This is a genomic window from Ectothiorhodospira shaposhnikovii (assembly GCF_016584105.1).
Lineage (GTDB): Bacteria > Pseudomonadota > Gammaproteobacteria > Ectothiorhodospirales > Ectothiorhodospiraceae > Ectothiorhodospira > Ectothiorhodospira shaposhnikovii.
On record NZ_NRSM01000027.1, the window covers coordinates 1 to 24,523 of the forward strand.

General features: G+C 62.0%; 24 protein-coding genes and 1 tRNA gene. 8 read left to right on the forward strand and 17 right to left on the reverse strand.

Going from position 1 to position 24,523, the window contains the following annotated elements; all coding sequences use genetic code 11:
• The 5 genes from CKO35_RS17810 to CKO35_RS13590 form a co-directional block, all read left to right on the forward strand.
• The coding region (locus CKO35_RS17810; protein ID WP_207143771.1) for a hypothetical protein at positions 1-387 on the forward strand (387 nt) is incomplete at its 5' end.
• 17 nt (positions 388-404) lie between these two features.
• Complete coding sequence (locus CKO35_RS13575; protein WP_200176680.1) at positions 405-1,472, forward strand: ChuX/HutX family heme-like substrate-binding protein; 1,068 nt, start codon at positions 405-407, stop codon at positions 1,470-1,472.
• A gap of 353 nt (positions 1,473-1,825) precedes the next feature.
• Positions 1,826-2,323, forward strand: coding sequence for a sigma-70 family RNA polymerase sigma factor (locus CKO35_RS13580; RefSeq protein ID WP_200176681.1), 498 nt, complete (start codon positions 1,826-1,828; stop codon positions 2,321-2,323).
• A gap of 52 nt (positions 2,324-2,375) precedes the next feature.
• Entirely contained in the window at positions 2,376-3,392 is a 1,017-nt protein-coding gene (locus CKO35_RS13585) for a FecR family protein (RefSeq protein WP_200176682.1), read from the forward strand.
• Positions 3,393-3,602: 210 nt separating this feature from the next.
• A complete protein-coding gene (locus tag CKO35_RS13590; RefSeq protein ID WP_200176683.1) occupies positions 3,603-5,948 on the forward strand; it encodes a TonB-dependent receptor in 2,346 nt (781 codons plus the stop codon).
• A 225-nt stretch (positions 5,949-6,173) separates the two neighbouring features.
• Here CKO35_RS13590 and CKO35_RS13595 read toward each other — a convergent pair.
• From CKO35_RS13595 to CKO35_RS13630, 8 genes are all read right to left on the reverse strand, one after another.
• Positions 6,174-6,264, reverse strand: a tRNA-Ser gene (locus CKO35_RS13595).
• A 113-nt stretch (positions 6,265-6,377) separates the two neighbouring features.
• On the reverse strand, positions 6,378-6,563 hold the full coding sequence (gene csrA / locus CKO35_RS13600) for a carbon storage regulator CsrA (protein ID WP_200176684.1): 186 nt from the start codon (positions 6,561-6,563) through the stop codon (positions 6,378-6,380).
• 155 nt (positions 6,564-6,718) lie between these two features.
• On the reverse strand, positions 6,719-7,948 hold the full coding sequence (locus CKO35_RS13605) for an aspartate kinase (RefSeq protein WP_200176685.1): 1,230 nt from the start codon (positions 7,946-7,948) through the stop codon (positions 6,719-6,721).
• A gap of 92 nt (positions 7,949-8,040) precedes the next feature.
• Positions 8,041-10,659, reverse strand: coding sequence for an alanine--tRNA ligase (alaS, locus tag CKO35_RS13610; RefSeq protein WP_200176686.1), 2,619 nt, complete (start codon positions 10,657-10,659; stop codon positions 8,041-8,043).
• Positions 10,656-11,129: a RecX family transcriptional regulator gene (locus tag CKO35_RS13615; protein ID WP_200176687.1), complete on the reverse strand. Its 474-nt coding sequence runs from the start codon at positions 11,127-11,129 to the stop codon at positions 10,656-10,658. The genes alaS and CKO35_RS13615 overlap by 4 nt, the downstream gene beginning before the upstream one ends.
• A complete protein-coding gene (gene recA, locus CKO35_RS13620; protein ID WP_200176688.1) occupies positions 11,101-12,135 on the reverse strand; it encodes a recombinase RecA in 1,035 nt (344 codons plus the stop codon). The genes CKO35_RS13615 and recA overlap by 29 nt, the downstream gene beginning before the upstream one ends.
• 120 nt (positions 12,136-12,255) lie before the next feature.
• Positions 12,256-12,747, reverse strand: coding sequence for a CinA family protein (locus tag CKO35_RS13625; protein ID WP_200176689.1), 492 nt, complete (start codon positions 12,745-12,747; stop codon positions 12,256-12,258).
• Positions 12,747-13,043, reverse strand: coding sequence for a PilZ domain-containing protein (locus tag CKO35_RS13630; protein WP_200176690.1), 297 nt, complete (start codon positions 13,041-13,043; stop codon positions 12,747-12,749). The genes CKO35_RS13625 and CKO35_RS13630 overlap by 1 nt, the downstream gene beginning before the upstream one ends.
• Before the next feature lie 225 nt (positions 13,044-13,268).
• On the opposite strand from CKO35_RS13630, the gene CKO35_RS13635 reads away from it, so the two are divergent.
• On the forward strand, positions 13,269-13,955 hold the full coding sequence (locus CKO35_RS13635; RefSeq protein WP_200176691.1) for a protein-L-isoaspartate(D-aspartate) O-methyltransferase: 687 nt from the start codon (positions 13,269-13,271) through the stop codon (positions 13,953-13,955).
• A gap of 24 nt (positions 13,956-13,979) precedes the next feature.
• Here the strand turns inward: CKO35_RS13635 and CKO35_RS13640 are convergent, their stop codons facing one another.
• Complete coding sequence (locus CKO35_RS13640) at positions 13,980-14,414, reverse strand: host attachment protein (protein WP_200176692.1); 435 nt, start codon at positions 14,412-14,414, stop codon at positions 13,980-13,982.
• A gap of 181 nt (positions 14,415-14,595) precedes the next feature.
• Between CKO35_RS13640 and mutS the strand changes: the two genes are divergently transcribed.
• Positions 14,596-17,208: a DNA mismatch repair protein MutS gene (gene mutS / locus CKO35_RS13645; RefSeq protein ID WP_200176693.1), complete on the forward strand. Its 2,613-nt coding sequence runs from the start codon at positions 14,596-14,598 to the stop codon at positions 17,206-17,208.
• A gap of 101 nt (positions 17,209-17,309) precedes the next feature.
• Positions 17,310-17,633, forward strand: a complete 324-nt coding sequence (gene fdxA, locus CKO35_RS13650) for a ferredoxin FdxA (RefSeq protein WP_008933034.1) — start codon at positions 17,310-17,312, stop codon at positions 17,631-17,633.
• A gap of 14 nt (positions 17,634-17,647) precedes the next feature.
• Here fdxA and ispF read toward each other — a convergent pair whose 3' ends face one another.
• The 8 genes from ispF to CKO35_RS13690 all read right to left on the reverse strand — a co-directional run bounded on the left by ispF (position 17,648) and on the right by CKO35_RS13690 (position 24,518).
• Positions 17,648-18,127: a 2-C-methyl-D-erythritol 2,4-cyclodiphosphate synthase gene (gene ispF, locus CKO35_RS13655; RefSeq protein ID WP_200176694.1), complete on the reverse strand. Its 480-nt coding sequence runs from the start codon at positions 18,125-18,127 to the stop codon at positions 17,648-17,650.
• 99 nt (positions 18,128-18,226) lie between these two features.
• Positions 18,227-18,925 carry a 2-C-methyl-D-erythritol 4-phosphate cytidylyltransferase gene (gene ispD / locus CKO35_RS13660; protein WP_200176695.1) on the reverse strand — a complete coding sequence of 233 codons (699 nt, stop codon included), beginning with the start codon at positions 18,923-18,925 and terminating at the stop codon, positions 18,227-18,229.
• Positions 18,922-19,215, reverse strand: coding sequence for a cell division protein FtsB (gene ftsB, locus CKO35_RS13665; RefSeq protein WP_200176696.1), 294 nt, complete (start codon positions 19,213-19,215; stop codon positions 18,922-18,924). Before ftsB ends, ispD begins: the two co-directional genes overlap by 4 nt.
• Positions 19,216-19,315: 100 nt before the next feature.
• Positions 19,316-20,596, reverse strand: coding sequence for a phosphopyruvate hydratase (gene eno, locus CKO35_RS13670; protein ID WP_200176697.1), 1,281 nt, complete (start codon positions 20,594-20,596; stop codon positions 19,316-19,318).
• 20 nt (positions 20,597-20,616) lie between these two features.
• Entirely contained in the window at positions 20,617-21,456 is an 840-nt protein-coding gene (gene kdsA / locus CKO35_RS13675) for a 3-deoxy-8-phosphooctulonate synthase (RefSeq protein WP_200176698.1), read from the reverse strand.
• Positions 21,453-23,105: a CTP synthase gene (locus tag CKO35_RS13680; RefSeq protein WP_200176699.1), complete on the reverse strand. Its 1,653-nt coding sequence runs from the start codon at positions 23,103-23,105 to the stop codon at positions 21,453-21,455. The genes kdsA and CKO35_RS13680 overlap by 4 nt, the downstream gene beginning before the upstream one ends.
• A gap of 208 nt (positions 23,106-23,313) precedes the next feature.
• Positions 23,314-24,090, reverse strand: coding sequence for an energy transducer TonB (locus CKO35_RS13685; protein ID WP_200176700.1), 777 nt, complete (start codon positions 24,088-24,090; stop codon positions 23,314-23,316).
• Positions 24,090-24,518, reverse strand: a complete 429-nt coding sequence (locus CKO35_RS13690) for an ExbD/TolR family protein (protein ID WP_200176701.1) — start codon at positions 24,516-24,518, stop codon at positions 24,090-24,092. The genes CKO35_RS13685 and CKO35_RS13690 overlap by 1 nt, the downstream gene beginning before the upstream one ends.
• Positions 24,519-24,523: the final 5 nt, after the last annotated feature.

Consider the following 24,523-nt stretch of genomic DNA (forward strand, 5'->3'; position numbering starts at 1 on the left):
CACAGGTGGATATTATGTGATATATGGTTAGGAGGCAACAAAACAACCAGCTTTTCCGTTGAGAAAGTGAAATTTGTGAATGAACGCCAAGGTAGAGATCAACCAGATATTCCGGTTACCCATTTTTTCCAGGATAAACTGAGGGCAAGTCATGGCAAAAAGCTACCAATATTAAATAATAATGATTATTATTTAGTTTATTGCCAGCAAATACCGGACTCGCCCATGCACACACTCACCCCTGTCTCCGATCAGGCCCAGGCCGATACCAAGGAATCTCCGCAGGTCGTGCCGGAGCCACCGCAGTCCCCCCTGCCCGCTGAAAGCCATCAGAAATGCGCCCCGGCTTGCCGGGGCTGCGGTCGTCATCGTCATCATCCGACCTGAGTCAGGAGGCGCTTGCCATGTACATATCTCCCTCCCTGGACAACACCGCCGCTCACGTCACCTTTCCCGGTCCGGCGGTGCCAGCCCATGACACCAGCTACCTTGGGCTGACGGAATCCCAGCAACTGGCCCTGTCCTGCGGTCGGCGCGTTCACCGGCTCCGCAGTGACTGGTTCGGCATCATTCATACATTATGTGAACAGCCCGATATTCGCTGCGTGACCACAACACGGGGCGTGGCTCTGGATCAAACTCCATGCATCCAGCAGTCCCGCACTGTGAACGGCACCCTCCACCTGTTCGGCACGCAACAGACCCTGGTCCTGAACACCGATGCCTGGCAAAGCGGCTTTGCCATTGATGTCGAAAAGGCAAACGGCTCCGTGACGCGGTCGTTGCGATTTTTTGATACCTACGGCGAGCGGGTCTTTGCCCTGGAGTCCGCCTCGCCTAACGGGTTTGAACCTGCCCGGATCAGGGCCTTTCTGAACCCACATCAAGGCCGGGAACACACCCGCGTCCCCATGCCCCCTCACAGCCATCCTTATTCACAACCCCGTTACATGGAACGACTGGATAGGGACAGCATCCGCCTCTGGTGGCAGATGCCGGGAGACCTGCCAGTGGATCAGGTCCCGGGCCTGTCGGGCCTGTCCAGGACCCGATGCCTGGAAACCATCGGCACCGAGTTTGCCATTCGGGCCAGACCAGAGGCATTACATCTTCTTGCGGAGTGCCTGAACTCACTGGAGCAACATCTGACGCTCCGTCTGTCGGTGGCCAACGACTGCGCCTCCCAGCGCACAACAGGCACGGTGTCGAAGGCGGATATCAGGGACAACACGCTTTGGATCCATCAGACCCCCGACACCCGGCTATGTCTGACGCTGGATGCAGTGGAAACCATCTGGGTCGTCCGCAAACCGGCCTACCAGGGAGATACCCTGGGCATCGAATGTCATGATGTTCACGGACACCTGCTCCTGGCCATCGACGACCACGGTCAGCAATCGTGGCCCTGGGGCGAATGGGCCAGTCTGCTGCGCACCCTGCAACCCAGGACAACCGCCTGGTTGCAGACATAATTCGGGTCATTCCCCGCACCGGGAATCCAGTGACATTCACTTGCAGGCCCGCTTCCGGGTATCGTCATTCCCGCGTAAGCGGGAATCCAGTGACAGACTGAAAATCCTGGACTCCCGCCTGCGCGGGAGTGACGCGGGAAAAAAGGAACAGGAAAATTAAGGAAAAACAGGCATCTCGTAAGGAAGGCGCTGGAATGCCGAAAAGGAACTTGTTAAAAGAAAATTTAATAAGAATCATTGGCAATGACCTGCGTATGAATATTATCATTGCCGCCCCATAAGCCAGCCAAGCTGTGAAATTCATTGACGGCCAGCCAGCCATGTTTCTTTCTGTCACAGAGACTGCCGCGCGTATGTCGTCCCCCTCCAAAGCCCTCTCCGCCCTGTATGAAGGTCATCATCGCTGGCTGTACACCTGGCTATACCGCCGGCTGGGGTGCTCCGAAGTCGCGGCAGACCTGGCCCACGACACGTTTCTACGGGTACTGGTCAGGGATCGACAGGCGGGATCGATCAAGGAACCCCGCTCCTACCTGGCCACCATCGCCCGAGGGTTGTCCGTGGATCACCTGCGGCGCAAAAAACTGGAACAGGCCTTCATGCAGGCCATTTCGGAACTGCCCGAATCCGAGGTGCCCAATCCCGAAGTCCAGTGCATGGTCATGGAAACCCTGATCCGTGTCGATCGGTTACTCAATGGACTGAAACCCAGGGTTCGTACCGCCTTTCTCATGTCCCGGGTGGATGGCATGAGCTACCCGGAAATTGCCCGGGCACTGGGCGTCAGCCTGAGTTCAGTGGAAAAATACATGGCCTGCGCCCTCCTGCACTGCCTCAAGGCCCTGGACTGAACACAGTCACCAAGGCACATCATTGAGCATTCATTCCTCCCGGACAATGGCTATGGAACGGCAAGCTGAAGACACACACCCTGACGGAGAGATCCCGCCCGAGATCCTGGACATGGCCGTGCGATGGGCCGTCAGAATGCAGGCTGGCATCCACGACGGGAGCCAGCGGCGAGACTTCGATCAGTGGATCAAGGCATCCCCACGGCATGCCGCCGCCTGGAAGGCAGTCCAGCGGGTGGAGTCCTTGTTCAGTACCTTGCCGCCGGGCACCGGGCCACTGCTTTCCAGCGCCCTGAAAAACACCATCGACGGCACACCGCAAAACCCTGCCCGTCGCCGAGGTCTGCTGGTGCTGGTCGGCAGTATCCTGGGCGCGGGAAGCGGACTGCTCTGGCATTGTGAAAACAACCAGCCCCGGCTCTCCTTACATACCCATGAACATGAATTCCTGCATACCCTGCTGCCGGACGGCACTCAACTGGAGCTGAATCCGGAGACTCGCATCATGGTGGATTATTCCCTTCGTGATCGCAGGCTCACGCTGATTCGGGGAGAAATCCGCGTCGATACGGGCATGGACCCGGGATTCCGGCTGCGTGGACGTCCCTTCCAGGTGGACGCGCCCCAGGCCCGTCTGGTGGCCATCGGCACCCGCTTTTCCGTGCGGGCCGCTGCCGACGCCACCACGCTGGAGGTGGAGGCGGGGCGCGTGGCCATGCTCCTGCAGGGCAGGCAGATCACCATTGCCGGCCCGGGGGATCGGGTTCGTATTGATGGCGACGGCCAGTGGCAATCACTGGAAGTCGAATCGATGCGGTTCCCCTCTCGCGCTGTCAGGGTGCTGGTGGCTCAATCCATCCCGATGGAACGGCTACTCAAACAACTGAGTCCCTTCCATGACGGCCTGCTGGCCTGCGATCCGGCGGCAGCCTCACTGAAGGTGTCAGGCGTCTTTCAGCTGCATGCGCCGGATGCCGTCCCCCGCAGCCTTGATTTAATGACACGGACCTTGCCGGTGAGGATTGAGCGGGATTCCGGCGGAGTGCTGTGGGTGCGGCTCGCAGAGTAAAAAGTTTACGGGGTTTGCGACGCTCGTTCGGCCTTTAAAGGGTCAGTTTCTTTCAACGAGAGGTCAAAAGACACCATGCCCCTTCACTCACCTGCCTTCAGTGGCCAGGCCCAAGGATCCTCCGACACACTCCCCCCCGCATCATGCACCCACGGGCTGAGACGAAAGCCCCTGTCCATTCTGGTGCACGCGGTACTGGCCGGTTTCATAATGTGTACCGGCACGGCAACGGCGCAGTCGGCCCCGCCCCCGGAACCCAGGGATTTCCAGGTCACCGCCGCCACCCTGGAGGAGGCACTCAACAGTTTTGCCAGACAGGCGGGGATCACCCTGCTGTTTGACCCGGCCCTGGTTTCCGGCCTGCAGGCCAGATCCCTGCAGGGAACCTATAGGGTGGAGGAAGGACTCTCCCGTCTGCTGGCGGGCACCGCCCTCGAAGCGGCCAGAACGGCGGACAACGAGTATGTCCTGAGAAAGCGGTATGTACTGGAGGGACTTCCCCCCGGTGTGGAAGGCATGTCGCAGATCACCGTCACCGGCACCCGCATGGCAACGGATGTCCAGCGCTATCCCGGCTCCGTCACCGTGCTGGAGGAAGCTGACCTGCGCAGTCACAGCACGGTGATCGAAGCGATGGCCGGCGTGCCCGGGGTCACCACCGGCGGGGATTCCGGTCGCGGCATCGGTCAGCAATTCAATGTCCGTGGCTTTGGATATCAATCGGAAGACCGGGTCATCATCCTGCAGGACGGTGTGCGCCGCTCCGCATCCCTGTACTCCAACCAGATATCCACCTTCCGCTCCGACAATGACCTGCTCAAGCGGGTCGAGGTGGTCAAGGGCGCCTCGTCCGTCAACCACGGCAGCGGTGCCATCGGTGGCGTGATCGCCATGACCACCAAGGATGCACACGACTTCCTGTCCCCCGGCGAGGAAACCGGCCTGGAAACCAGGGTTCGCTACGAAACCAATAATTACAAGGAAACCTACGTGGCGGGAGCCGCCGCCCCCAGTGATGGCAATTTCGAGCTGCTGGCATACGGCAAACGCGGCCGGCATGGGGATCTTACCCTGGCCCGTGCCTACGACGTCACGACAGATACCAAGTCGGACACGGTGGACAACCAGGAGGATCTTCGAGTCGCCTTCATCAAGGGCGCCTACAACCTGAACGATCACTCCCGTCTGACGCTGTCCTATTACGACTACGTCAAGGATACCGAAGTCACCTGGCAGACCCTGTATCACCCCGGTTACAGCGCGGTCACCGGACCGGTATACGGCAACCTGATGCAGCGTGACATCGTGGCGGGTTATACCCTCAACCCGTTCGGTTCCAATCTCGTCAACCTGTCCGCCTCCCTCTACCAGTCCCATGCCAGCTATGACCGGGGCTACGACTACGTGGATAACAGCGGGCAGTCCCGCAAGCTGGACTATGAGAACGAAGACCGCCGCTGGGGTCTGCGTCTGCAGAACGAAATGCAGTTCGACGCCTTCTCGGCCGCCAATCGCCTGCTCCTGGGTCTGGATTACGAACGTCGCAAGGAGGACGCCAGCTATGTGCTCAACGGGGCCGTCACCGAATTCGGTTCCATGCCCAATACCTACGAGGACACCGGCCTGTTCGCACACATGGAATCCCGCTTCCTGGACGATGCCCTGGTGGTCCAGGTCAGCGGGCGTTATGACCGCTTTGACCGCAGCGTGGATGCAAACCCGGGCAGTTACGACAACGACAACTTCTCTCCCCGACTGGGAGCCAGCCTGAGACTGTTCGAAGGCTTCCACCTGCTGGGCAACGTCTCGGAGTCATTCCGGGCCCCCACACCCCATGAAACCTCCTCGGAAGGCCCCCTCAACCGCCATTATTGGTATCTGCCCAACCCGGACCTGAAGCCCGAGGTGGTGACCGAATACGAACTGGGCTTTTCCTATACCCGTCGGCACTGGCTGACCGCCAACGACCATCTGCGCGTCAAGTTCATGTACTTCGACGGCACGATCAAGGACATGATCGCCCTGCGGGCCGACCATGACGGCCCCGTCTCCGAGGAAGGGACGCCCTTTGCCACCTACCGCAACGTGGATCGGGTCTCCCGGGATGGTTTCGAGGCCTCGCTGGCCTACGATGCCCCCATGGCCGGTGGCAGCCTGGGTTTCTCCCGGGTGAATCTTGAAGACGAGGCCACCGGTGAAAAAACGCCCCAGGCCTTTGCCGACAAGGCGACCCTCACCGCCTATTACCGTCCCCTTTCCACCCTGCGGCTGGGCGCATCGGTCAATCACTGGTTCAAGCCGGACCAGAACCCCAAGACCATCACCAGCGGTGGCGTGGAGTACTGGTATGTGCGTGAATCCTTCACCCAGACCGGCATCAATGCCGTGTGGACGCCCCGGACCCAGGGAAACCTGTCCTTCATGAAGGATGTGGAAGTGGCGTTCGGGGTGAACAACCTGTTCGACAAACCCTACATCAACGCCCGGGATGTGGAAACCACATCCCGGGTGGGCAAGGGTCGTAACGTCTACCTGAGCCTGGGCAGCCGGTTCTAATTCGACAGAACCAGCAGGGCGGGATACCTCGAACGCAGGGGTATCCCGCCTCTCGGCACTCCCGAGGCAATTGAAACGGTATCCATTGGCCTCCCCACCGGGTAGCATCCAGCAGCGCCCAACTGGTTCCCGTAAAAGCCAGTGCGCAAGCGTGGGTCAGAGAGTGGGTTATCGGATGCCTGGAAAGCAAAAAGCCCCTGAAATCAGGGGCTTTTATGCAATATATGGCGGAGAGAGAGGGATTCGAACCCTCGATGGGCTTTTGACCCATACTCCCTTAGCAGGGGAGCGCCTTCGACCACTCGGCCATCTCTCCGAAATGCTGACTTTTGATTTAGTCAAGCTTGCCGTCAAGCTGTCCTTAACAACGACGGCAAGCCAACATAGTACCCAAATGATGGGCTTACGTAAAGTACTTAAAGGCAAAAATCAGGCGTTGCCCTCGCTTTCCTGCTCACGCTGGATGCGCTCGTAGATCTCTTCGCGATGCACGGCAACATCCTTGGGGGCATTGATGCCTACGCGCACCTGGTTGCCCTTGACGCCAAGCACAGTAACAGTGACCTCGTCACCGATCATGAGGGTTTCACCAACCCTGCGAGTTAAAATAAGCATTTTCCTTACTCCAGACTGGATTCAATCACCATGTGTTTTATAGTCCAGACTCTGCGGTCCGGTATGTGACCGGCTTGATGCCGGCTTTCTGCTTTCAAGAGCGGGCCCGATCCAGGCCCGCCCGTCAGGCCACCGCACTCACTTGCGGGCCCTGATCACTTACTGGACTGGGCATGCTCCAGCTCAAAGGCATCATGCAGAGCACGCACCCCCAGTTCCAGATATTTTTCATCCACCACCACGGAGATTTTGATTTCGGAGGTGGAAATCATGCGGATGTTGATGCCTTCGGCCGCCAGGGCCTCGAACATCTTGCTGGCAATGCCGGCATGAGACCGCATTCCGACACCCACAATGGAGATCTTCACGATCTTGTCGTCACCGGTCACCTGACGGGCACCCAGCGCCTCGGCACGGGAACGGACGATACCCAGGGCCTTTTCGAAATCATTGCGATGAACGGTGAAAGTGAAGTCCGTGGTGCCATCGGCCCCCACGTTCTGGACGATCATGTCCACTTCGATATTCGCATCAGCTACCGCACCGAGCAGCCGGTAAGCCACGCCCGGCTGATCAGGCACACCGGCGACGGTCAACTGGGCTTCGTTCTGGTTAAAGGCGATCCCGGAAATGAGCGCCTGCTCCATGCTCTCTTCCTCAAAAGTGATGAGCGTGCCTTCCCCTTCCTGAAAGGAGGATAGAACACGCAACGGTACATTGTATTTGCCGGCGAATTCGACGGCGCGTATCTGCAGAACCTTGGATCCAAGACTGGCCATTTCCAGCATCTCCTCGAAGGTGATGCGGTCCAGCCGACGGGCCTTGGGTACGACGCGGGGATCGGTGGTGTACACACCATCCACATCGGTAAAAATCTGGCATTCATCGGCCTTCAGGGCCGCGGCCAGTGCAACGGCCGTGGTATCGGAACCACCGCGGCCCAGTGTGGTGATGTTGCCCATCTCGTCCACGCCCTGGAATCCGGCCACGACCACCACCTTTCCGTCGGCCAGATCACGACGCACCCGGGCACCGTCGATCTCGCGGATACGGGCCTTGTTATGGGCGCTATCGGTAAGAATCTGGACCTGGGCGCCGGTATAGGAACGGGCCGGACACCCCTTTGCCTCCAGGGCCATTGCCAGCAGGGCAATGGTAACCTGTTCACCGGTGGACAGCAGAACATCCAGCTCACGGCCATCGACACCGGAACGGATGCTTCTGGCCAGCCCCAGCAATCGATCGGTCTCACCGCTCATGGCAGAGACCACCACCACCACTTCATGCCCCTGCCGACGCGCCGCCATGACCTTGTCGGCCACGTTCTGGATGCGTTCAACACTGCCGACCGAAGTACCGCCGTATTTTTGGACGATTAAAGACATATTGTTTTACTTGGATATAGGCTTGTCATTAGACAATACTGCCTTGCCATGTGGAAGAACCGTTCATCGAATGCCGGGTACCCCCCATGCATTCAGAGACGGGCCTGGACCCATTCCGTGACCGAGGCCAGGGCCTCATCCAGCCCTTCGGGTCGGGTACCCCCGGCCATGGCCATGTCCGGACGACCGCCACCGCGGCCACCCACCTGCTGAGCCACCTGATTCACCAGCTCACCAGCCTTGATGCTACCGACATGCCCCTTGGTGACTCCCGCCACCAGGCTGACCTTGTCGTCCTGCACGGTGGCCAGCACGATCACTGCCTCGCCCAGTTTGTTCTTGAGCTGGTCCACGGTATCCCGCAGGGACTTGGGATCCGCGCCGTCAAGGCGTGCGGCCAGGACCTTGACGCCGTTGATCTCCACAGCCTGATCGGACAGGCTGGAACCGGCCTGGGAGGCCAGCCTGGCCTTGATGGCTTCCAATTCCTTTTCCAGGGTGCGGGCCCGGTCCAGCACCTGATGCACCTTGTCCGCCAGGTCACCACGACCGGCCCGCAGCAATTCCGCCGCGCGCGCAAGCTGCTGTTCGGTTTCGCCGATGTACTGGAGCGCATTTTCCCCGGTCACCGCCTCGATCCGACGGATACCCGAAGCCACGCCCCCTTCGGAAACGATCTTGAATACCCCGATGTCACCGGTGCGCTGCACATGGATGCCACCGCACAGTTCGGTGGAGAATCCGCCCAGGGAAAGCACCCGTACCTCGTCGCCGTATTTTTCGCCGAACAGGGCCATGGCGCCGGCGGCCAGGGCTTCCTTGATGGGCATGGTGCGCGCCTCCGCCGCCACGTTGGCCCGAATGGCGCGGTTGACCATGGCTTCCAGACGCTCGATCTGATCCTGGGTGACGGGTTCGAAGTGGGAGAAATCGAAACGCAGCCGATCCGGTGCCACCAGGGATCCCTTCTGCTGCACATGCTCCCCCAGGACCTCCCGCAGGGCGGCATGAAGCAGGTGGGTGGCGGAATGGTTCAGCACCACGGCCTGACGGCGATCCTCGTTGACCCGGGTATGGACCGGATCACCCGTCTTCAGACACCCCCGCAACATCAGGCCGTGGTGAATGAAGACACCACCCTGCTTGACGGTGTCGGTGACCTGGAACTCGCCCTCGGGACCTTCGATCACGCCGGTATCGCCTACCTGGCCACCGGACTCGGCATAAAAGGGAGTGGTATCCAGCACCACACTGCCCTCTTCCGACTCATTGAGGGTTTCACAGCCCTGACGATCAGGACCGGCGGCCAGGCGTACCACTCTGGCGTCGCCGGCCACGGCCTCGTAACCGACGAAGTCCGAATCCGCCACGCCCACGGCCATGGCGCCGGCATCGGCCATCTTGAAGGTGCTGGCGGCCCGGGCGCGGTCGCGCTGCTGTTCCATCTCGTGCTCGAAGCCGGCCATGTCCAGTTCCAGACCCTTTTCCCGGGCGATATCTCCGGTCAGGTCCACGGGGAAACCGTAGGTGTCGTAGAGCTTGAATACCAGGCCGCCGGGGATGGTTTTGTCGGCAATGCGACCAAGACCTTCCTCCAGATGCTTGAGACCATGCTCCAGGGTTTCCTGGAAACGCTGCTCCTCCAGCAACAGAACCTGCTCCACCTGGGCCTGAGCCTTCACCAGTTCCGGGTAGGCATCCCCCATCACCTGCACCAGCGGGGCAACAAGCCTGTGGAAGAAGGGTTCGCTCAGACCCAGCTTGTGGCCGTGACGGGCGGCGCGACGAATGATCCGGCGCAGCACATAGCCCCGGCCGTCATTGGCGGGCATCACACCGTCGGTGATCAGGAAGCTGCAGGAGCGGATGTGGTCCGCAATGACCTTGAAGGACGGGGCATGGGTATCGGTGGTCCCCACCAGGCGCCCGACCGCCGCCAGCAGGTGCTGGAACAGGTCGATCTCGTAGTTGGAATGCACCCCCTGCATCACCGCCGCCAGGCGCTCCAGACCCATGCCGGTGTCCACCGAGGGCTTGGGCAGAGGGTTGAGGTTGCCGTCCTTGTCCCGGTCATACTGCATGAAGACCAGGTTCCAGATCTCGATGTAGCGGTCGCCGTCCTCCTCGGGGGAACCGGGCGGACCGCCCCAGACATGGGGACCGTGATCATAGAAGATTTCGGTGCAGGGACCGCAGGGACCGGTGTCCCCCATCTGCCAGAAATTATCGGAACCACCACCGGGCTTGTCGCCGATGCGGGTGATGCGATTGAGGGGAATGCCGATCTCCCGGGTCCAGATGTCGTAGGCCTCGTCATCGGTCTGGTAAACCGTGACCCACAGGCGCTCGGCCGGCATCTTCAGGACGACGGTGAGGTATTCCCAGGCATAGTGGATGGCGTCACGCTTGAAGTAGTCGCCGAAGCTGAAGTTGCCCAGCATCTCGAAGAAGGTGTGATGACGGGCGGTGTAACCGACGTTTTCCAGGTCGTTGTGCTTGCCACCGGCCCGCACGCAGCGCTGGGAGGTAGTGGCGCGACCATAGGGACGATGCTCGCGCCCCAGGAACACATCCTTGAACTGGACCATCCCCGCGTTGGTAAACAGCAGGGTGGGATCGTTACCGGGCACCAAGGAACTGGAGGAGACGATTTCATGTCCCTTGGAGCGGAAGTACTCGAGGAAACTGCTTCGTATGTCGGCGCTTTTCATGTCTTGTCTTCGTCGGTCATGACACGGCGTATGATGTCCGTGGGGAATCCTCGATATTGCAAAAACCGCATCTGCTTGCTGCGTTCCCGATAATCACCGGGGAGCACCGGGCCAAAACGGCGCATGCGGACATCGTGGGCCAAGGCTTCCCAATCGGCCTGGGATGCGTCCAGGACGGCCTGCACCAGCGGCTCGGATACGCCCCGTTGCCGCAGGTCGGCACAGATACGCATCGGACCGTGCCCCTGCCCGATACGATGTCTGACAAAACTTTCCGTGAATCGCTCATCGCTGAGCAGACCACTGGACTCCAGCCGGTCCAGAGCCGCCTCGATGGACGCTTGCTCCAGCCCGCGGTCAGCCAATTTCGACCACAGTTCCCGGCGTGAGTGCTCCCGACGGGCCAACAGACGAACAGCGGCATCATCCGCCGACTCTGCTTCAGTCTTCTGCCGGGACTTCAGGCTCACTCTCTACCGCCCCACGCTTGGGCAGATGCTTTTCCCGAATCTGGGCCTCGATATCGGCGGCAATCTCCGGGCGTTCCTTGAGGAAGTTGCGGGCATTGTCCTTGCCCTGCCCGATGCGCTCGCCCTTGTAACTGTACCAGGCGCCCGCCTTGTCCACGATGCCGTCCTTGACGCCCATGTCGATCACCTCGCCCAGGCGGGAGATGCCTTCGCCGTAGAGGATCTCGAAATTGGCTTCCCTGAACGGCGGGGCCATCTTGTTCTTGACCACCTTGACCCGGGTTTCGTTGCCGATCACCTCGTCGCCCTTCTTGATGGCACCGGTGCGCCGGATGTCCAGACGCACGGAGGAATAGAACTTGAGGGCGTTGCCGCCGGTGGTGGTTTCCGGGTTGCCGAACATGACGCCGATCTTCATGCGGATCTGGTTGATGAAGATCACCAGGGTATTGGAACGCTTGATGTTGGCCGTGAGCTTGCGCAGGGCCTGGGACATGAGACGGGCCTGCAGACCCACATGGGCATCCCCCATCTCACCCTCGATCTCGGCCTTTGGGGTCAGAGCGGCCACGGAATCCACCACCACCACATCAACGGCGCCGGAACGCACCAGCATGTCGGCGATTTCCAGGGCCTGCTCACCGGTATCCGGCTGGGACACCAGCAGGTTGTCCACGTCCACGCCCAGCTTTTCGGCATAGCTGGGATCCAGGGCATGCTCGGCATCCACGAAGGCAGCGGTACCGCCCTGTTTCTGGCATTCGGCGATCACCTGCAGGGTCAGGGTCGTCTTGCCCGAGGACTCCGGACCGAAGATTTCCACCACCCGCCCCTTGGGCAGGCCGCCGATGCCCAGCGCGATATCCAGCGCCAGGGAACCGGTGGAGATCACTGCCACGTCGCGCACGGCGGTGGAATCCCCCATGCGCATGACGGCACCCTTGCCGAACTGACGCTCGATCTGACCCAGTGCCGCGGATAGTGCCTTCTTGCGATTCTCGTCCACTCTAAAAACCCCTTTTGATCGTCCCTGAAAATGCGATAGAGGTCTCCGCCTCACGGTAAACTTCGGATTATCCCATACATACCGGCCTCCGTGCCAACCCCAGGAATCCAGCAGGCCATCCTAGGGAGTGATCGCCCCCTGAAGGGCATGCGCAACCGCCTGACGGCGAACCGTTTCGCGCTCTCCCGGGAAATGAAAACAACGGGTCTGAGTGACCTGATCCAGCCTGGCCCAGGCAAGCCACACCGTCCCCGAAGGCTTTTCAGTGGAGCCGCCTCCCGGGCCCGCAATACCGCTTGCAGCAATTGAAAGGTGGGCTTGACTGCGAACCAGGGCTCCTTCCGCCATGGCGGCTACCGTCTCCTGGCTCACGGCGCCATAGCGATCAATGAGATCAGGATCGACCCCCAGCTGCTGCACCTTGGATTCATTGCTGTAAGTCACGAATCCCCGGTCAAACCACACTGACGAACCGGGCAGGTCGGTGATGACCTTTGCAATCCAGCCGCCCGTGCAGGATTCGGCCAGAACCAGCCTCTCACCATGGCTGCACAACTGTTCCCCCAGCAATCGGGCAATATTCACAAGCTCGTCATCGGAGGGAAGCGACATCACAGCATGCGCAGTATGCTGGTTGCCACCAAATAACCCTGACCTTCTTCCTCCACCCGCTTCACTTCCACTTCTGCCCGAAAGGGCATCACGGAAGACTGGCCGGCGGGATCAATGGTGATGCCGAGCACAGCCCCCACCGGCAGCTGGGTATCCATGTAAAACGACAGACCGATGGCACTCAGGTCGCGCCCAAGTCCCTGATAGACCTTACCGGAAGCAGACTCCGTAACTTTCAGAGGGTGGTTTAACTGAAGTCGTTGAAAAACTCTCTTTTCTTCAAAATCCAGACTCATGTATCCCCCCTGCTGGGTCGGTCATCGATTAATGACAGGCTTCATACCGTGGGATATGACCTTTTCAGGCATTTTCGTCAACCCCTATTCTGCTGCAAACCCGTCGGGTGCGTGTCACGCGCAAGCGCTATCCGGCGACATCATCAGCGGCAATAGCGCAATTACCGCATCATTCTAGGGATCGGCTTTATACGCAAGCCTACTGGTTACCAGAGGAGAATCCTGATGAACCCCTTACCGAACAGGCAAACCAAGATAGCGCGGCTCACGGAGGAAATCTGTGCAGATTACGCGTCCACATCAAACACAACCGGCCTTGACAGACCGAGTCCAGCCATTCTGCGAGCAATTGCGAATGTGCCCCGGGATCAGTTCGTTTCCCGGTCCAGTCTTGACCATGCCTGGGATAACACCGCACTCCCCATTGGCCATCGGCAGACCATCTCACAGCCCTTCATCGTGGCCCTGATGACAGACCTGCTGGCGCTCCAGCCGGGGGCGAAGGTGCTTGAGGTCGGAACCGGCTGCGGCTATCAGACGGCCATTCTGGCAGAGCTTTCTGTTGATGTATACAGTATCGAAGTCATACCGGAGCTGGCCCACACGGCGCATGAACGACTCCAGACCCTGGGTTACGACCAGGTCCACACCCGCAGCGGAGATGGCCATGCGGGGTGGCCGGAGGCAGCACCGTTTGACGGCATCATCGTCACGGCAGCCGCCAGCTGCATACCGGCGCCCCTGCTGCAACAACTTGCCGTCGGAGGGCACATGGTGATTCCGGTGGATACCGGCTGGGACGCACAGATGCTGGTGGTGGGCGAGAAAAAGGAGAACGGCGAACTGGAAACGCGGAGAGTGCTGGCGGTACGGTTCGTACCGCTGGTGGATACAGGGGGAGGGGCGGGTTGAAGCCCCGCCCTCCCTCAGGCTGCATCAGAGGAACTGGGGCAGCTGCCGGCGGATATCCATGGGATCATGGGTGGTGAGGTTCTTGTCGATCTCACCGGCGACGGACTTCTGGGTGACCGCATCCATGCAGTTTCTCAGCGCACCCAGGAACGCCGGGGCGGCGATGATATAGAGCTTACTGAACTGGCCGGTGGCCCGGGCATTGTTCAGCCGATCGCACAGGGTGCGGGCAAAACGCAGTGCCTCGTGCTTTTTCGGAGGCGTTTCCTTGCCCATGGCGTGGCGCCCATCGCCGGTACTGTCGAACGCCCTCCCCATGCGGTCCGACTGCAGGTCCTGCTCATGCAAGCGGGCCTCCGGATGCGTCAGATCTTCCACCTCCACCAGGGGACTGAAGGACTTCTCGGCACTGAACACCCTGGCCCGACTCGCATCCGCAACAATGACCCATGTTGTCATAGACGAACCTCCTATCTGCATTGCAAGGAAATGCCGGAACCCACTCCGGCGGTGAAAGACTCACCGTCTGTAAAATTCCCTGACGCATTCATTAAGAGCTTAGACGATTTCAGACCGGGAGGTTCCCATGATCCGGTCATGGTAATCTTCACCGCTTGTCACAGGATCCAATAGACGATTAATGACCACCAGCGACCTGTCTTCCCACACCCCCATGATGCAGCAGTACCTCAAGATCAAGGCCGATCACCCGGATATCCTGCTGTTCTACCGCATGGGCGACTTCTATGAGCTGTTCTTCCAGGACGCCACCCGGGCCGCCCGCCTGCTGGACATCACCCTCACCCGCCGCGGCCAGTCCGCCGGGGAGCCCATCCCCATGGCCGGCGTTCCGGTGCACGCGGCGGAGTCCTATCTGGCCCGTCTGCTGAGACAGGGCGAGTCGGTGGCCATCTGCGAGCAGGTGGGAGACCCCGCGGCCGCCAAGGGGCCGGTGGAGCGCAAGGTGGTGCGGATCGTCACGCCCGGCACCGTCACCGACGAGGCCCTGCTGGAGGAGCGTCGGGAAAATCTCCTGGTCTGCCTCAAGGCCCGGGGTGAACAGACCGGGCTGGCCATCCTGGATCTGGCATCGGGTCGCTTCCAGGTCCAGGAACTCAAGGGAGAAGAACCCCTGCTGGGGGAACTGGAACGGCTGCAGCCCGCCGAAATCCTGATCCCCGAGGACATGCGCCTGCCGGGTCCGGAACGGAGCGGCGTCAAGCGCCGTGCCCCCTGGCACTTCGAGACCGAGGCCGCCCGCACCCTGCTCACCCGCCAGTTCGGCACCCGGGACCTGGCCGGGTTCGGCTGCGATCACATGCCCCTGGCCATCGGCGCCGCCGGTGCCCTGCTGCAATATGCCCAGGAGACCCAGAAGACCGCCCTGCCCCACATCGACGGCCTGAGCGTACAGCGGCGGGACGATGGCATCATCCTGGACGCGGCCACCCGCCGGAACCTGGAACTGACCACCAACCTGTCCGGCGGACGCGACAATACCCTGGCCCACGTCCTGGATCAGGCCGCCACCGCCATGGGCAGCCGCCTGCTGGCCCGCTGGCTGCACCAGCCCCTGAGGGATCGCCGGATCCTCAAGGGACGCCACGGTGCCATCAGTGCCCTGCTGGATATCCGGGCCTTCGAGCAGATCCAGCCCCAGTTGCGGTGCATCGGCGATCTGGAACGGATCCTCACCCGGATCGCCCTGGGTTCCGCCCGCCCCCGGGACCTGACCACCCTGAGGGACTCCCTGGCCGAGTTGCCCGCCCTGCAACAGACCCTGCACCCGCTGCGAGCGGTGCGTCTGCGGGAACTGGCAGAGGCCATCGGCGAGCACCCGCGGGTGGTGGATCTGCTGCGCCGGGCGGTGATCGATCAGCCACCGGTCCTCATCCGCGACGGCGGGGTGATCGCCCAGGGTTACGATGCCGAACTGGACGAGCTGCGCGCCCTGTCGGAAAACGCCGATCAGTTCCTGCTGGATCTGGAGCAACGGGAACGGGAACGCACCGGCATCCATAACCTCAAGGTGGCCTACAACCGGGTGCATGGCTATTACATCGAGATCAGCCGCGGCCAGTCGGATCGGGCCCCGGACGATTACACCCGGCGCCAGACCCTCAAGGGGGCGGAGCGCTTCATCACCCCCGAGCTCAAGCGCTTCGAAGACAAGGTCCTCTCCGCCAGGGAACGCGCCCTGGCGCGGGAAAAGCAGCTCTACGAAGCCCTGCTGGCAGAGCTTCATGCCCCCCTGCCCGACCTGCGCCGCAGCGCCGAGGCCCTGGCGGAACTGGATGTCCTGGCCAATCTGGCGGAACGGGCGGACAGCCTGGATCTCACCGCGCCGGAGCTGACCGACCAGCCGGGTGTGCGCATCGAGGACGGACGCCATCCCGTGGTGGAGCGGGTGCTGGACGAACCCTTCGTTCCCAATGATCTGACGCTGGACCCCAAGCGCCGCATGCTGGTGATCACCGGTCCCAACATGGGAGGCAAGTCCACCTACATGCGTCAGGCAGCCCTGATCGTGCTCATGGCCCACGTGGGCAGCTTCGTGCCGGCGCGGCGGGCCCTGATCGGGCCGGTGGACCGGATCTTCACCCGCATCGGCGCCAGTGACGACCTGGCCTCCGGTCGTTCCACCTTCATGGTGGAGATGACCGAGGCGGCCAACATCCTCAACCACGCCACCGAGCACAGCCTGGTGCTGATGGACGAGATCGGTCGGGGCACCAGCACGTTCGACGGCCTGTCCCTGGCCTTTGCCTGTGCTGAACACCTGGCCACCCGCAACCGGGCCTTCTGCCTGTTTGCCACCCATTATTTCGAACTGACCGCCCTGCCGGACCAGTACCCCACCATTGCCAACGTCCATATCGACGCGGTGGAACACGGGGACCGGATCGTGTTCCTGCACGCGGTCAAGGAGGGGCCGGCAAATCAGAGTTACGGCCTGCATGTGGCCGCCCTGGCGGGCGTCCCCAAGGCGGTGATCCGGCGTGCCCGTCAGCGCCTCAATGCCCTGGAGCAGCAGAGTCTGGCTGGGCCGGGACAGGGCCCGCAGATGAGCCTGTTCGCCGCGCCGCTACCCGAGGCGGAAGCACCCGAAGAGCCCCCGAAGGACGGCCCCGACACCACCAGCCAGGCCCTGCGCACGGCGGTGGATGAACTGGATCCGGACGGTATGACACCCCGTGAGGCCCTGGTGGCCCTGTACCGGCTCAAGGAACTGGCGGCGCTGCTGCGGGAGTAGCGCCGGCAGAAACCCTGTTTTTCAAGGCGTTTGGCGGAATGTGAATGCCGGGTATGATGCCATCAGGGAAGCGTCACTGATCCAACCATAGGGAGACACCCATGGCATTCGTCGTCCTTGAGAACTGCATTCGCTGCAAATACACCGACTGCGTGGAGGTCTGCCCCGTGGATTGCTTCCACGAGGGTCCCAACTTTCTGGTAATTGACCCGGATGAATGCATCGACTGTTCCCTGTGTGAACCCGAGTGTCCGGCACAGGCCATCGTGCCGGAGGACGAGGTGCCCGAAGGTCAGGAGCACTTCATCGAGCTCAACGCGGAACTGTCCCGGCAATGGCCGGTGATCACCCGGCGCAAGGATCCCCTGCCGGATGCCGAGTCCTGGAACGGGCAACCGGACAAGCTCAAGCACCTGGAAAAGTAGCAGGCTACGCCGGGTTATGCGGACACCAGCATGACCACCGCGTGGGCGGCGATGCCCTCTTCCCGCCCGGCAAATCCCAGTCGCTCGGTGGTTGTCGCCTTCACGTTCACCTGGGCAAGATCGATCTGCAGATCCGCCGCCAGGTTGGCCCGCATCTGTTCCACGTGGGGGGACATCTTGGGGGCCTGGGCAACCAGGGTGGCATCCAGATTACCGACCTGCCAGCCCAGGGCCTGCACCTTGGCCAGAACCTCCCGCAACAGCACGCGGCTGTCGGCCCCCTTGTAGGCGGGGTCCGTGTCCGGGAAATGACGGCCGATGTCCCCCAGGGCCGCGGCCCCCAGGATGGCGTCGGAGACGGCATGCATCAGCACATCTCCATCGGAATGGGCCTTGAAGGCCTTGTGATGAGGCACCTGCACGCCGCCAATGATGAGGTGATCGCCCTCCATGAAGGCATGGACGTCATACCCGTGACCGATACGAAACTTCATTGCCGCTCCTTCTGGTCCGAAGAGAGCCCCCGAGGTGAGACACCCGTGGGCAGGAAAGAAAGTTCAGGGGAAAGATCCCCCGCTCCCACATCCGGCAAGTCATTGCCGGGACAGATAGAACTCCGCCAGGGACAGGTCTTCCGGCTGGGTGATCTTGATGTTGCGGGCACTGCCCTCCACCAGCAGGGGCGCCTGTCCGGCATGCTCCATGGCAGAGGCTTCGTCGGTCACCAGAAAACCATCGGCCAGGGCCTGCTCCAGGGCCGCCTCAAGGGCCGCCAGACGAAACATTTGCGGCGTGAAGGCTCGCCACATGGCACCGCGATCCACGGTGGCGGCGATGCGGCCACCAGGTCCGGCCCGCTTTTTGGTATCCCGTACCGGCGTGGCCAGGATGCCGCCCACCGGATCGTCCCGCAGGGTATCCAGCAGCCGATCCAGGTCCCCATCGCTCAGACAGGGCCGCGCCGCGTCATGGACCAGCACCCAGTCCCGGGGATCGGCGTGGGCCATGAGGGCCTTGAGACCGTTGAGCACGGAATGACAACGCTCGGCGCCCCCGTCCACCACCCACAGGGGCTTGTCGGTCCTGATATCCAGATCCCCGAACCAGCCATCATCGGCACTGATCACCAACACCACGCCGCTGATGCGCGAGTGCCGGAAAAAGATGTCCAGGGTATGTTCCAGCACCGTGCGCCCGGCCAGGGGCAGGTACTGCTTGGGACGGTCGGCGCGCATGCGGCTGCCGACACCGGCGGCGGGAATCACCGCCCAGAATCCGGGAGTCTTCGTCATCGTTGTCCGCCAAAGCGGTGGCGATCCACCACCTGGAAAAAGATCTCGTCCTCGGCAATCATCCCCAGTTCCCGCCTGGCCCGTTCCTCAATGGCTTCCAGGCCGGTCTTGAGATCGATCACCTCCGCCTCCAGCGCCTCGTTACGGCCGCGCAGTTCCTGATTCTGCGCCCGCTGGGTCTCCAGTTCCTGACGCAACTGCCAGACTTCCATCAGGCTGCCTTCGCCAAGCCAGAGTTTGTACTGGAGCCCCAGGAACAGTGCCAGCAACAGGGTGATGAGCCATTTCATCCGGGGGAGTCCAGCGCGTAGGGTCGGGGGAAGTCACCATGCCCGGGCCTGGACCGCCTCCCCCTGCCCGGAGGAAGGCGGCCAGGCCGGACGCTGTCGATCAGCCCAGACGCTTGAATGCCGCCTTGCCGGCATAGCGGGCGGAGGCTCCCAGCATTTCCTCGATGCGAATCAGCTGGTTGTATTTGGCCACCCGGTCGGAGCGGGACAGGGACCCGGTCTTGATCTGACCGGCCCCCGTGGCCACCGACAGATCGGCGATGGTGACGTCCTCGGTCTCGCCGGAGCGGTGGGAAATCACCGCGGTATAGCCGGCGTCATGGGCCATGCGGATGGCTTCCAGGGTCTCGGTGAGGGTACCGATCTGGTTGAGCTTGATGAGGATGGAGTTGCCGATCCCCTTGTCGATGCCCTCTTGCAGGATCTCGGTGTTGGTGACGAACAGGTCGTCACCCACCAGCTGCACCTGATCACCCAGGCGCTCGGTGAGCAGCTTCCAGCCGTCCCAGTCGCCCTCGTCCATGCCGTCCTCGATGGTGATGATGGGGTACTGCTTCACCCAGTTCGCCAGGAATTCCACCATGCCGGCGGCATCCAGGCGCTTGCCTTCGGAGGCCAGCACGTAGGCGCCGTCCTTGTAGAACTCGGAAGCGGCACAGTCCAGCCCCAGGAAGATGTCCTTGCCCGGGGTGAAGCCGGCCTGATGAATGGCCTCCAGGATGGCCTCGATGGCCGCCTCGTTGGAGGGCAGGTCCGGGGCGAAACCACCCTCGTCACCCACGGCGGTGGACAGGCCACGGCCGTGCAGCACCTTCTTCAGGGCGTGGAAGACCTCGGCGCCGTAGCGGATGGCATCGGCGACGCTGCCGGCGCCCACCGGCAGAATCATGAACTCCTGCATGTCGACGCTGTTGTCGGCATGGGCGCCGCCGTTGATGATGTTCATCATCGGCACCGGCAGCAGGGTGGCCCCCTCGCCGCCCAGGTGACGGTACAGGGGCAGGCCGGTATCACGGGCATTGGCATGGGCCAGGGCCATGGACACCGCCAGCAGGGCATTGGCGCCCAGGCGACCCTTGTTGGGGGTACCGTCCAGCTCGATCATGCGCCGGTCGATGGCCTCCTGATCGGAGGCCTTGAGGCCCAGCAGGGCTTCGCGGATCTCGCCGTTCACGTTGGCCACGGCCTTGCGCACGCCCTTGCCCAGGTAGCGCGCGTCACCGTCCCGCAGTTCCAGTGCCTCGCGGGAGCCGGTGGAGGCGCCGGAGGGTACCGCGGCACGTCCCACCGCGCCGGAGCCCAGTTTCACATCGGCTTCGACGGTGGGATTGCCGCGGGAGTCCACCACCTCGCGGGCCAGAATATCAACGATCTCGGTCATGGGTCATGATCCCCTGTTGCTCAATTCAAGAACTGTTGTTCGATAAACCCCTGGGCCTTGACCACGTCGTCAAGGGCCTTGAGGGTGTTCAGCAATGCCTCCAGATGGGGCAAGGGCCAGGCGTTGGGTCCGTCGGACAGGGCCTTGTCCGGGTCCGGGTGGGTCTCCATGAAAAGACCCGCCACCCCGGAGGCCACGGCGGCCCGTGCCAGGACCGGCACGAATTCCCGCTGGCCGCCGGAGCTGGTGCCCCGGCCGCCGGGTTGTTGCACGGAATGGGTGGCATCGAATACCACCGGACACCCGGTCTCCCGCATCACGGCCAGGCCGCGCATGTCGGAAATCAGGGTGTTGTAACCAAAGGACACGCCCCGTTCGCAGACCATGATCTGCGTGTTGCCGGTCTCGCGGGCCTTGTCCACCACGTGTTTCATGTCCCAGGGGGCCAGGAACTGGCCCTTCTTGATGTTCACCGGCAGGCCCTGGGCCGCCACGTTGCGGATGAAGTTGGTCTGGCGGCAGAGAAAGGCCGGGGTCTGCAGCACATCCACCACGGCGGCCACCTCGGCCAGCGGGGTGTCTTCATGCACGTCGGTCAGCACCGGCACGCCGATCCGGTGCTTCACCGTCTCCAGGATCTGCAGCCCCTTCTCCAGGCCGGGACCACGAAAGCTTCGACTGGAAGACCGGTTGGCCTTGTCAAAAGAGGACTTGTAGATGAAGGGGATGCCCAGGCGATCGGTCATTTCCTTGAGCAGACCCGCCGTGTCCAGGGCCAGCTGTTCACTCTCGATGACACAGGGACCGGAGATCAGGAATACCGGCTGATCCAGACCCGCCTGGAAATGACAGAGTTTCATCGGGATTCTTCACCCTGGTTGAAAACCTTTTCATGCTGCAGTCGGGCTGCCTTGACGAAACCGGCGAACAGCGGATGGCCATCCCGGGGGGTGGAGGTGAATTCCGGGTGGAACTGACAGGCCAGGAACCAGGGATGGTCGTTCAGCTCCACCATTTCCACCAGTGCCCCGTCCATGGACTTGCCGGAGATCACCAGTCCGGCCGCCTGCAACGTCTCCAGATACTGGTTGTTGAATTCATAGCGGTGACGATGACGCTCACTGATCACCTCGGCACCATAGACGCGCCGGGCCAGGGAATCCGGGGCCAGACGGGCTTGCTGCCCCCCAAGACGCATGGTGCCGCCCAGGTCGTCATCGCCGCTGCGCTGTTCCACGCGGCCTTCCCGGTCCTGCCACTCAGTGATCAGGGCGATCACCGGATGGGGCGTCCCGGGACGAAACTCAGTGCTGTGGGCCTGTTCCAGGCCGGCCACGTTGCGGGCATATTCGATCACCGCCACCTGCATCCCCAGGCAGATGCCCAGGTAAGGTATCTTGTGCTCGCGGGCATGGCGCACCGCGGCGATCTTGCCTTCCACGCCCCGCTCACCGAAACCACCGGGCACCAGGATGGCATCCACCTCGGCCAGGCAGTCGGTGCCCGCGGTCTCCAGGCGTTCGGAGTCGATATAGCGGATGTTCACCTTGGTGGAGGTATGGATGCCGGCGTGGGTCAGGGCCTCGTTGAGGGACTTGTAGGACTCGGTGAGTTCCACATACTTGCCCACCATGCCGATGGTGACCTCGGCCTCGGGAAACTCCATGGCGTTGACCACGTGCTTCCAGTCGGACAGATCCGCAGGCGGGGCCTCCACGTGCAGCTTGCGCAGGACGATCTCGTCCAGCTTCTGGGAGTGCAGCCACAGGGGAATCTTGTAGATGTTGTCCACGTCCACCGAGGAGATGACCGCCTTTTCCTCCACGTTGGTGAACAGGGCAATCTTGCGACGCTCCCCCTCCGGCAGTGGATGGGTGGAACGGCACAGCAGGATATGGGGCTGGATGCCGATGGAACGCAGTTCCTTCACCGAGTGCTGGGTCGGCTTGGTCTTGATCTCGCCGGCGGCGGCGATGTAAGGCACCAGGGTCAGGTGGATGTACAGGACATTCTCGCTGCCCAGCTCCACCCCCATCTGGCGGATGGCTTCCAGGAACGGCAGGGATTCGATGTCGCCCACGGTACCGCCGATTTCCACCAGGGCGATGTCAGCCCCTTCGGCCCCGGCCCGCACCGAGCGCTTGATCTCGTCGGTGATGTGGGGAATGACCTGCACGGTGCCGCCCAGGTAGTCACCCCGACGCTCCTTGCGGATGACGTTCTCGTAGATCTGGCCGGTGGTGAAGTTGTTGCGCCGGCTGGTCCTGATACGCACGAACCGCTCATAGTGTCCCAGGTCCAGGTCGGTTTCCGCGCCGTCCTCGGTGACGAAGACCTCGCCGTGCTGGAACGGGCTCATGGTGCCGGGGTCCACGTTGATGTAGGGGTCCAGCTTGAGCATGGTGACCTTGAGACCACGGGCCTCAAGGATCGTCCCCAGGGAAGCAGCAGCAATGCCTTTACCCAGGGAAGACACCACGCCCCCTGTAATGAACACGTATCGCGTCATGAGATTTTCGTCGGGATTGGAGAATGAGTGCGCCAAAGGCGCCGGACGGGAGGAGAGGATACCAGAGGGGGGTATCCCCCCTCAATCACGGCCATGCTGAGCGTCTGAACGGAGTCTTTAAACTGAAGTTGTTGTAGTGCAGGAGATGATCAAGCTGAACAATGGCCGGAGCGGTAAAGGTCCGTCCCGGCCATTGTTCCACCTGACCTCAGCGCAGATTGAAGGCCACCGGCAGGACCACTTCCAGTCTGTGCTGAGGCAGTTCCGGCGGCATCACGGGCAATGGCTGTGCCCGCTGCAGCATGCTGGTCACTTCCCGATCCAGCAGCGAATGCCCTGAACTGCGTTCAATGCTATGTGACAGTACTTCCCCGTTTCGGTTCATTACAAAACGCACATAAACCACCCCCTCCTGACGACGCAACTGCGCCTGACGGGGATACTCCTTGTGTCGCTCCAGCCAGGCACGCACCACCTGCAGATAATCCTGGGTCGCTGCCGGATCACCACCGGCGGATTGACCCGCCTGTCGACCAGGCTGGTTGGATGCGCTTTCGCGGGCATCCTCGCTCGACTGTCCCTGGGGCTTGGCCACGGGAGCGGTCGTAGTCGTAGCCTCGGCGACCGGCTCCGGCTTGGGCTGGGGCCTGGGCTTTGGTTCGGGCGGCCGGGGCTTGGGCTCAGGTTTGGGCCTGGGTTCCGGCTTTGGCTCGGGTTTTGGCTCGGGTTTTGGCTCGGGTTCGGGTTCGGGTTGTGGTCTTGGCTCAGGCTCAGGCTCGGGTTCCGACACCGGCTCCGCGACCGGCTCGGGCTGTCCCGCCGGCTGTCCCGCCGGACCCAAACCGATCACCACACCGGCTTCTCCGGGTGCCTGGGCGGCCTCCGCCTTCACGTCGTCACTGCGTGCCAGCCACCAGAACACCAGCAAATGCAGCCCCACCGCCATCGTCAGGGCCAGCAACCAGCCCATGCTTCTCAAGTGCATCAACGATCCCCCGCCAGGACCGTCAGCAGACGCACCTCATCCACACCCGCGGCGCGCAGCAGCTCCATCAGGTCCATGAGTTCATCGGTGGAAGCCGTCTGGTCTGCCTTGATACGCACCAGCGGCTCCCCCTTCTTGTCCGGGGATTCGCCTCGCGCCTCCATCCCTGCCTGCAGACGCAGTTTCAGGGTATCGGCATCCAGTTCCTCGTCGTCCAGGGCCAGCCGCCCATCCCGGCCCAGCAACACCAGCCAGCCTTCATCATCGACGCCGGCCTCGTGACTGGAATCAGGAGCTTCCACTTCAAAGACATCCTGGGCAGTCAGTGCACCGGCCACCATAAAGAAGATCAACAACAGAAAGACGATGTTGATCAGCGGAATCAGATTCTCTTCCGGGGGCTTGCCGGAATACTCGGGTAACTGCATGGAGC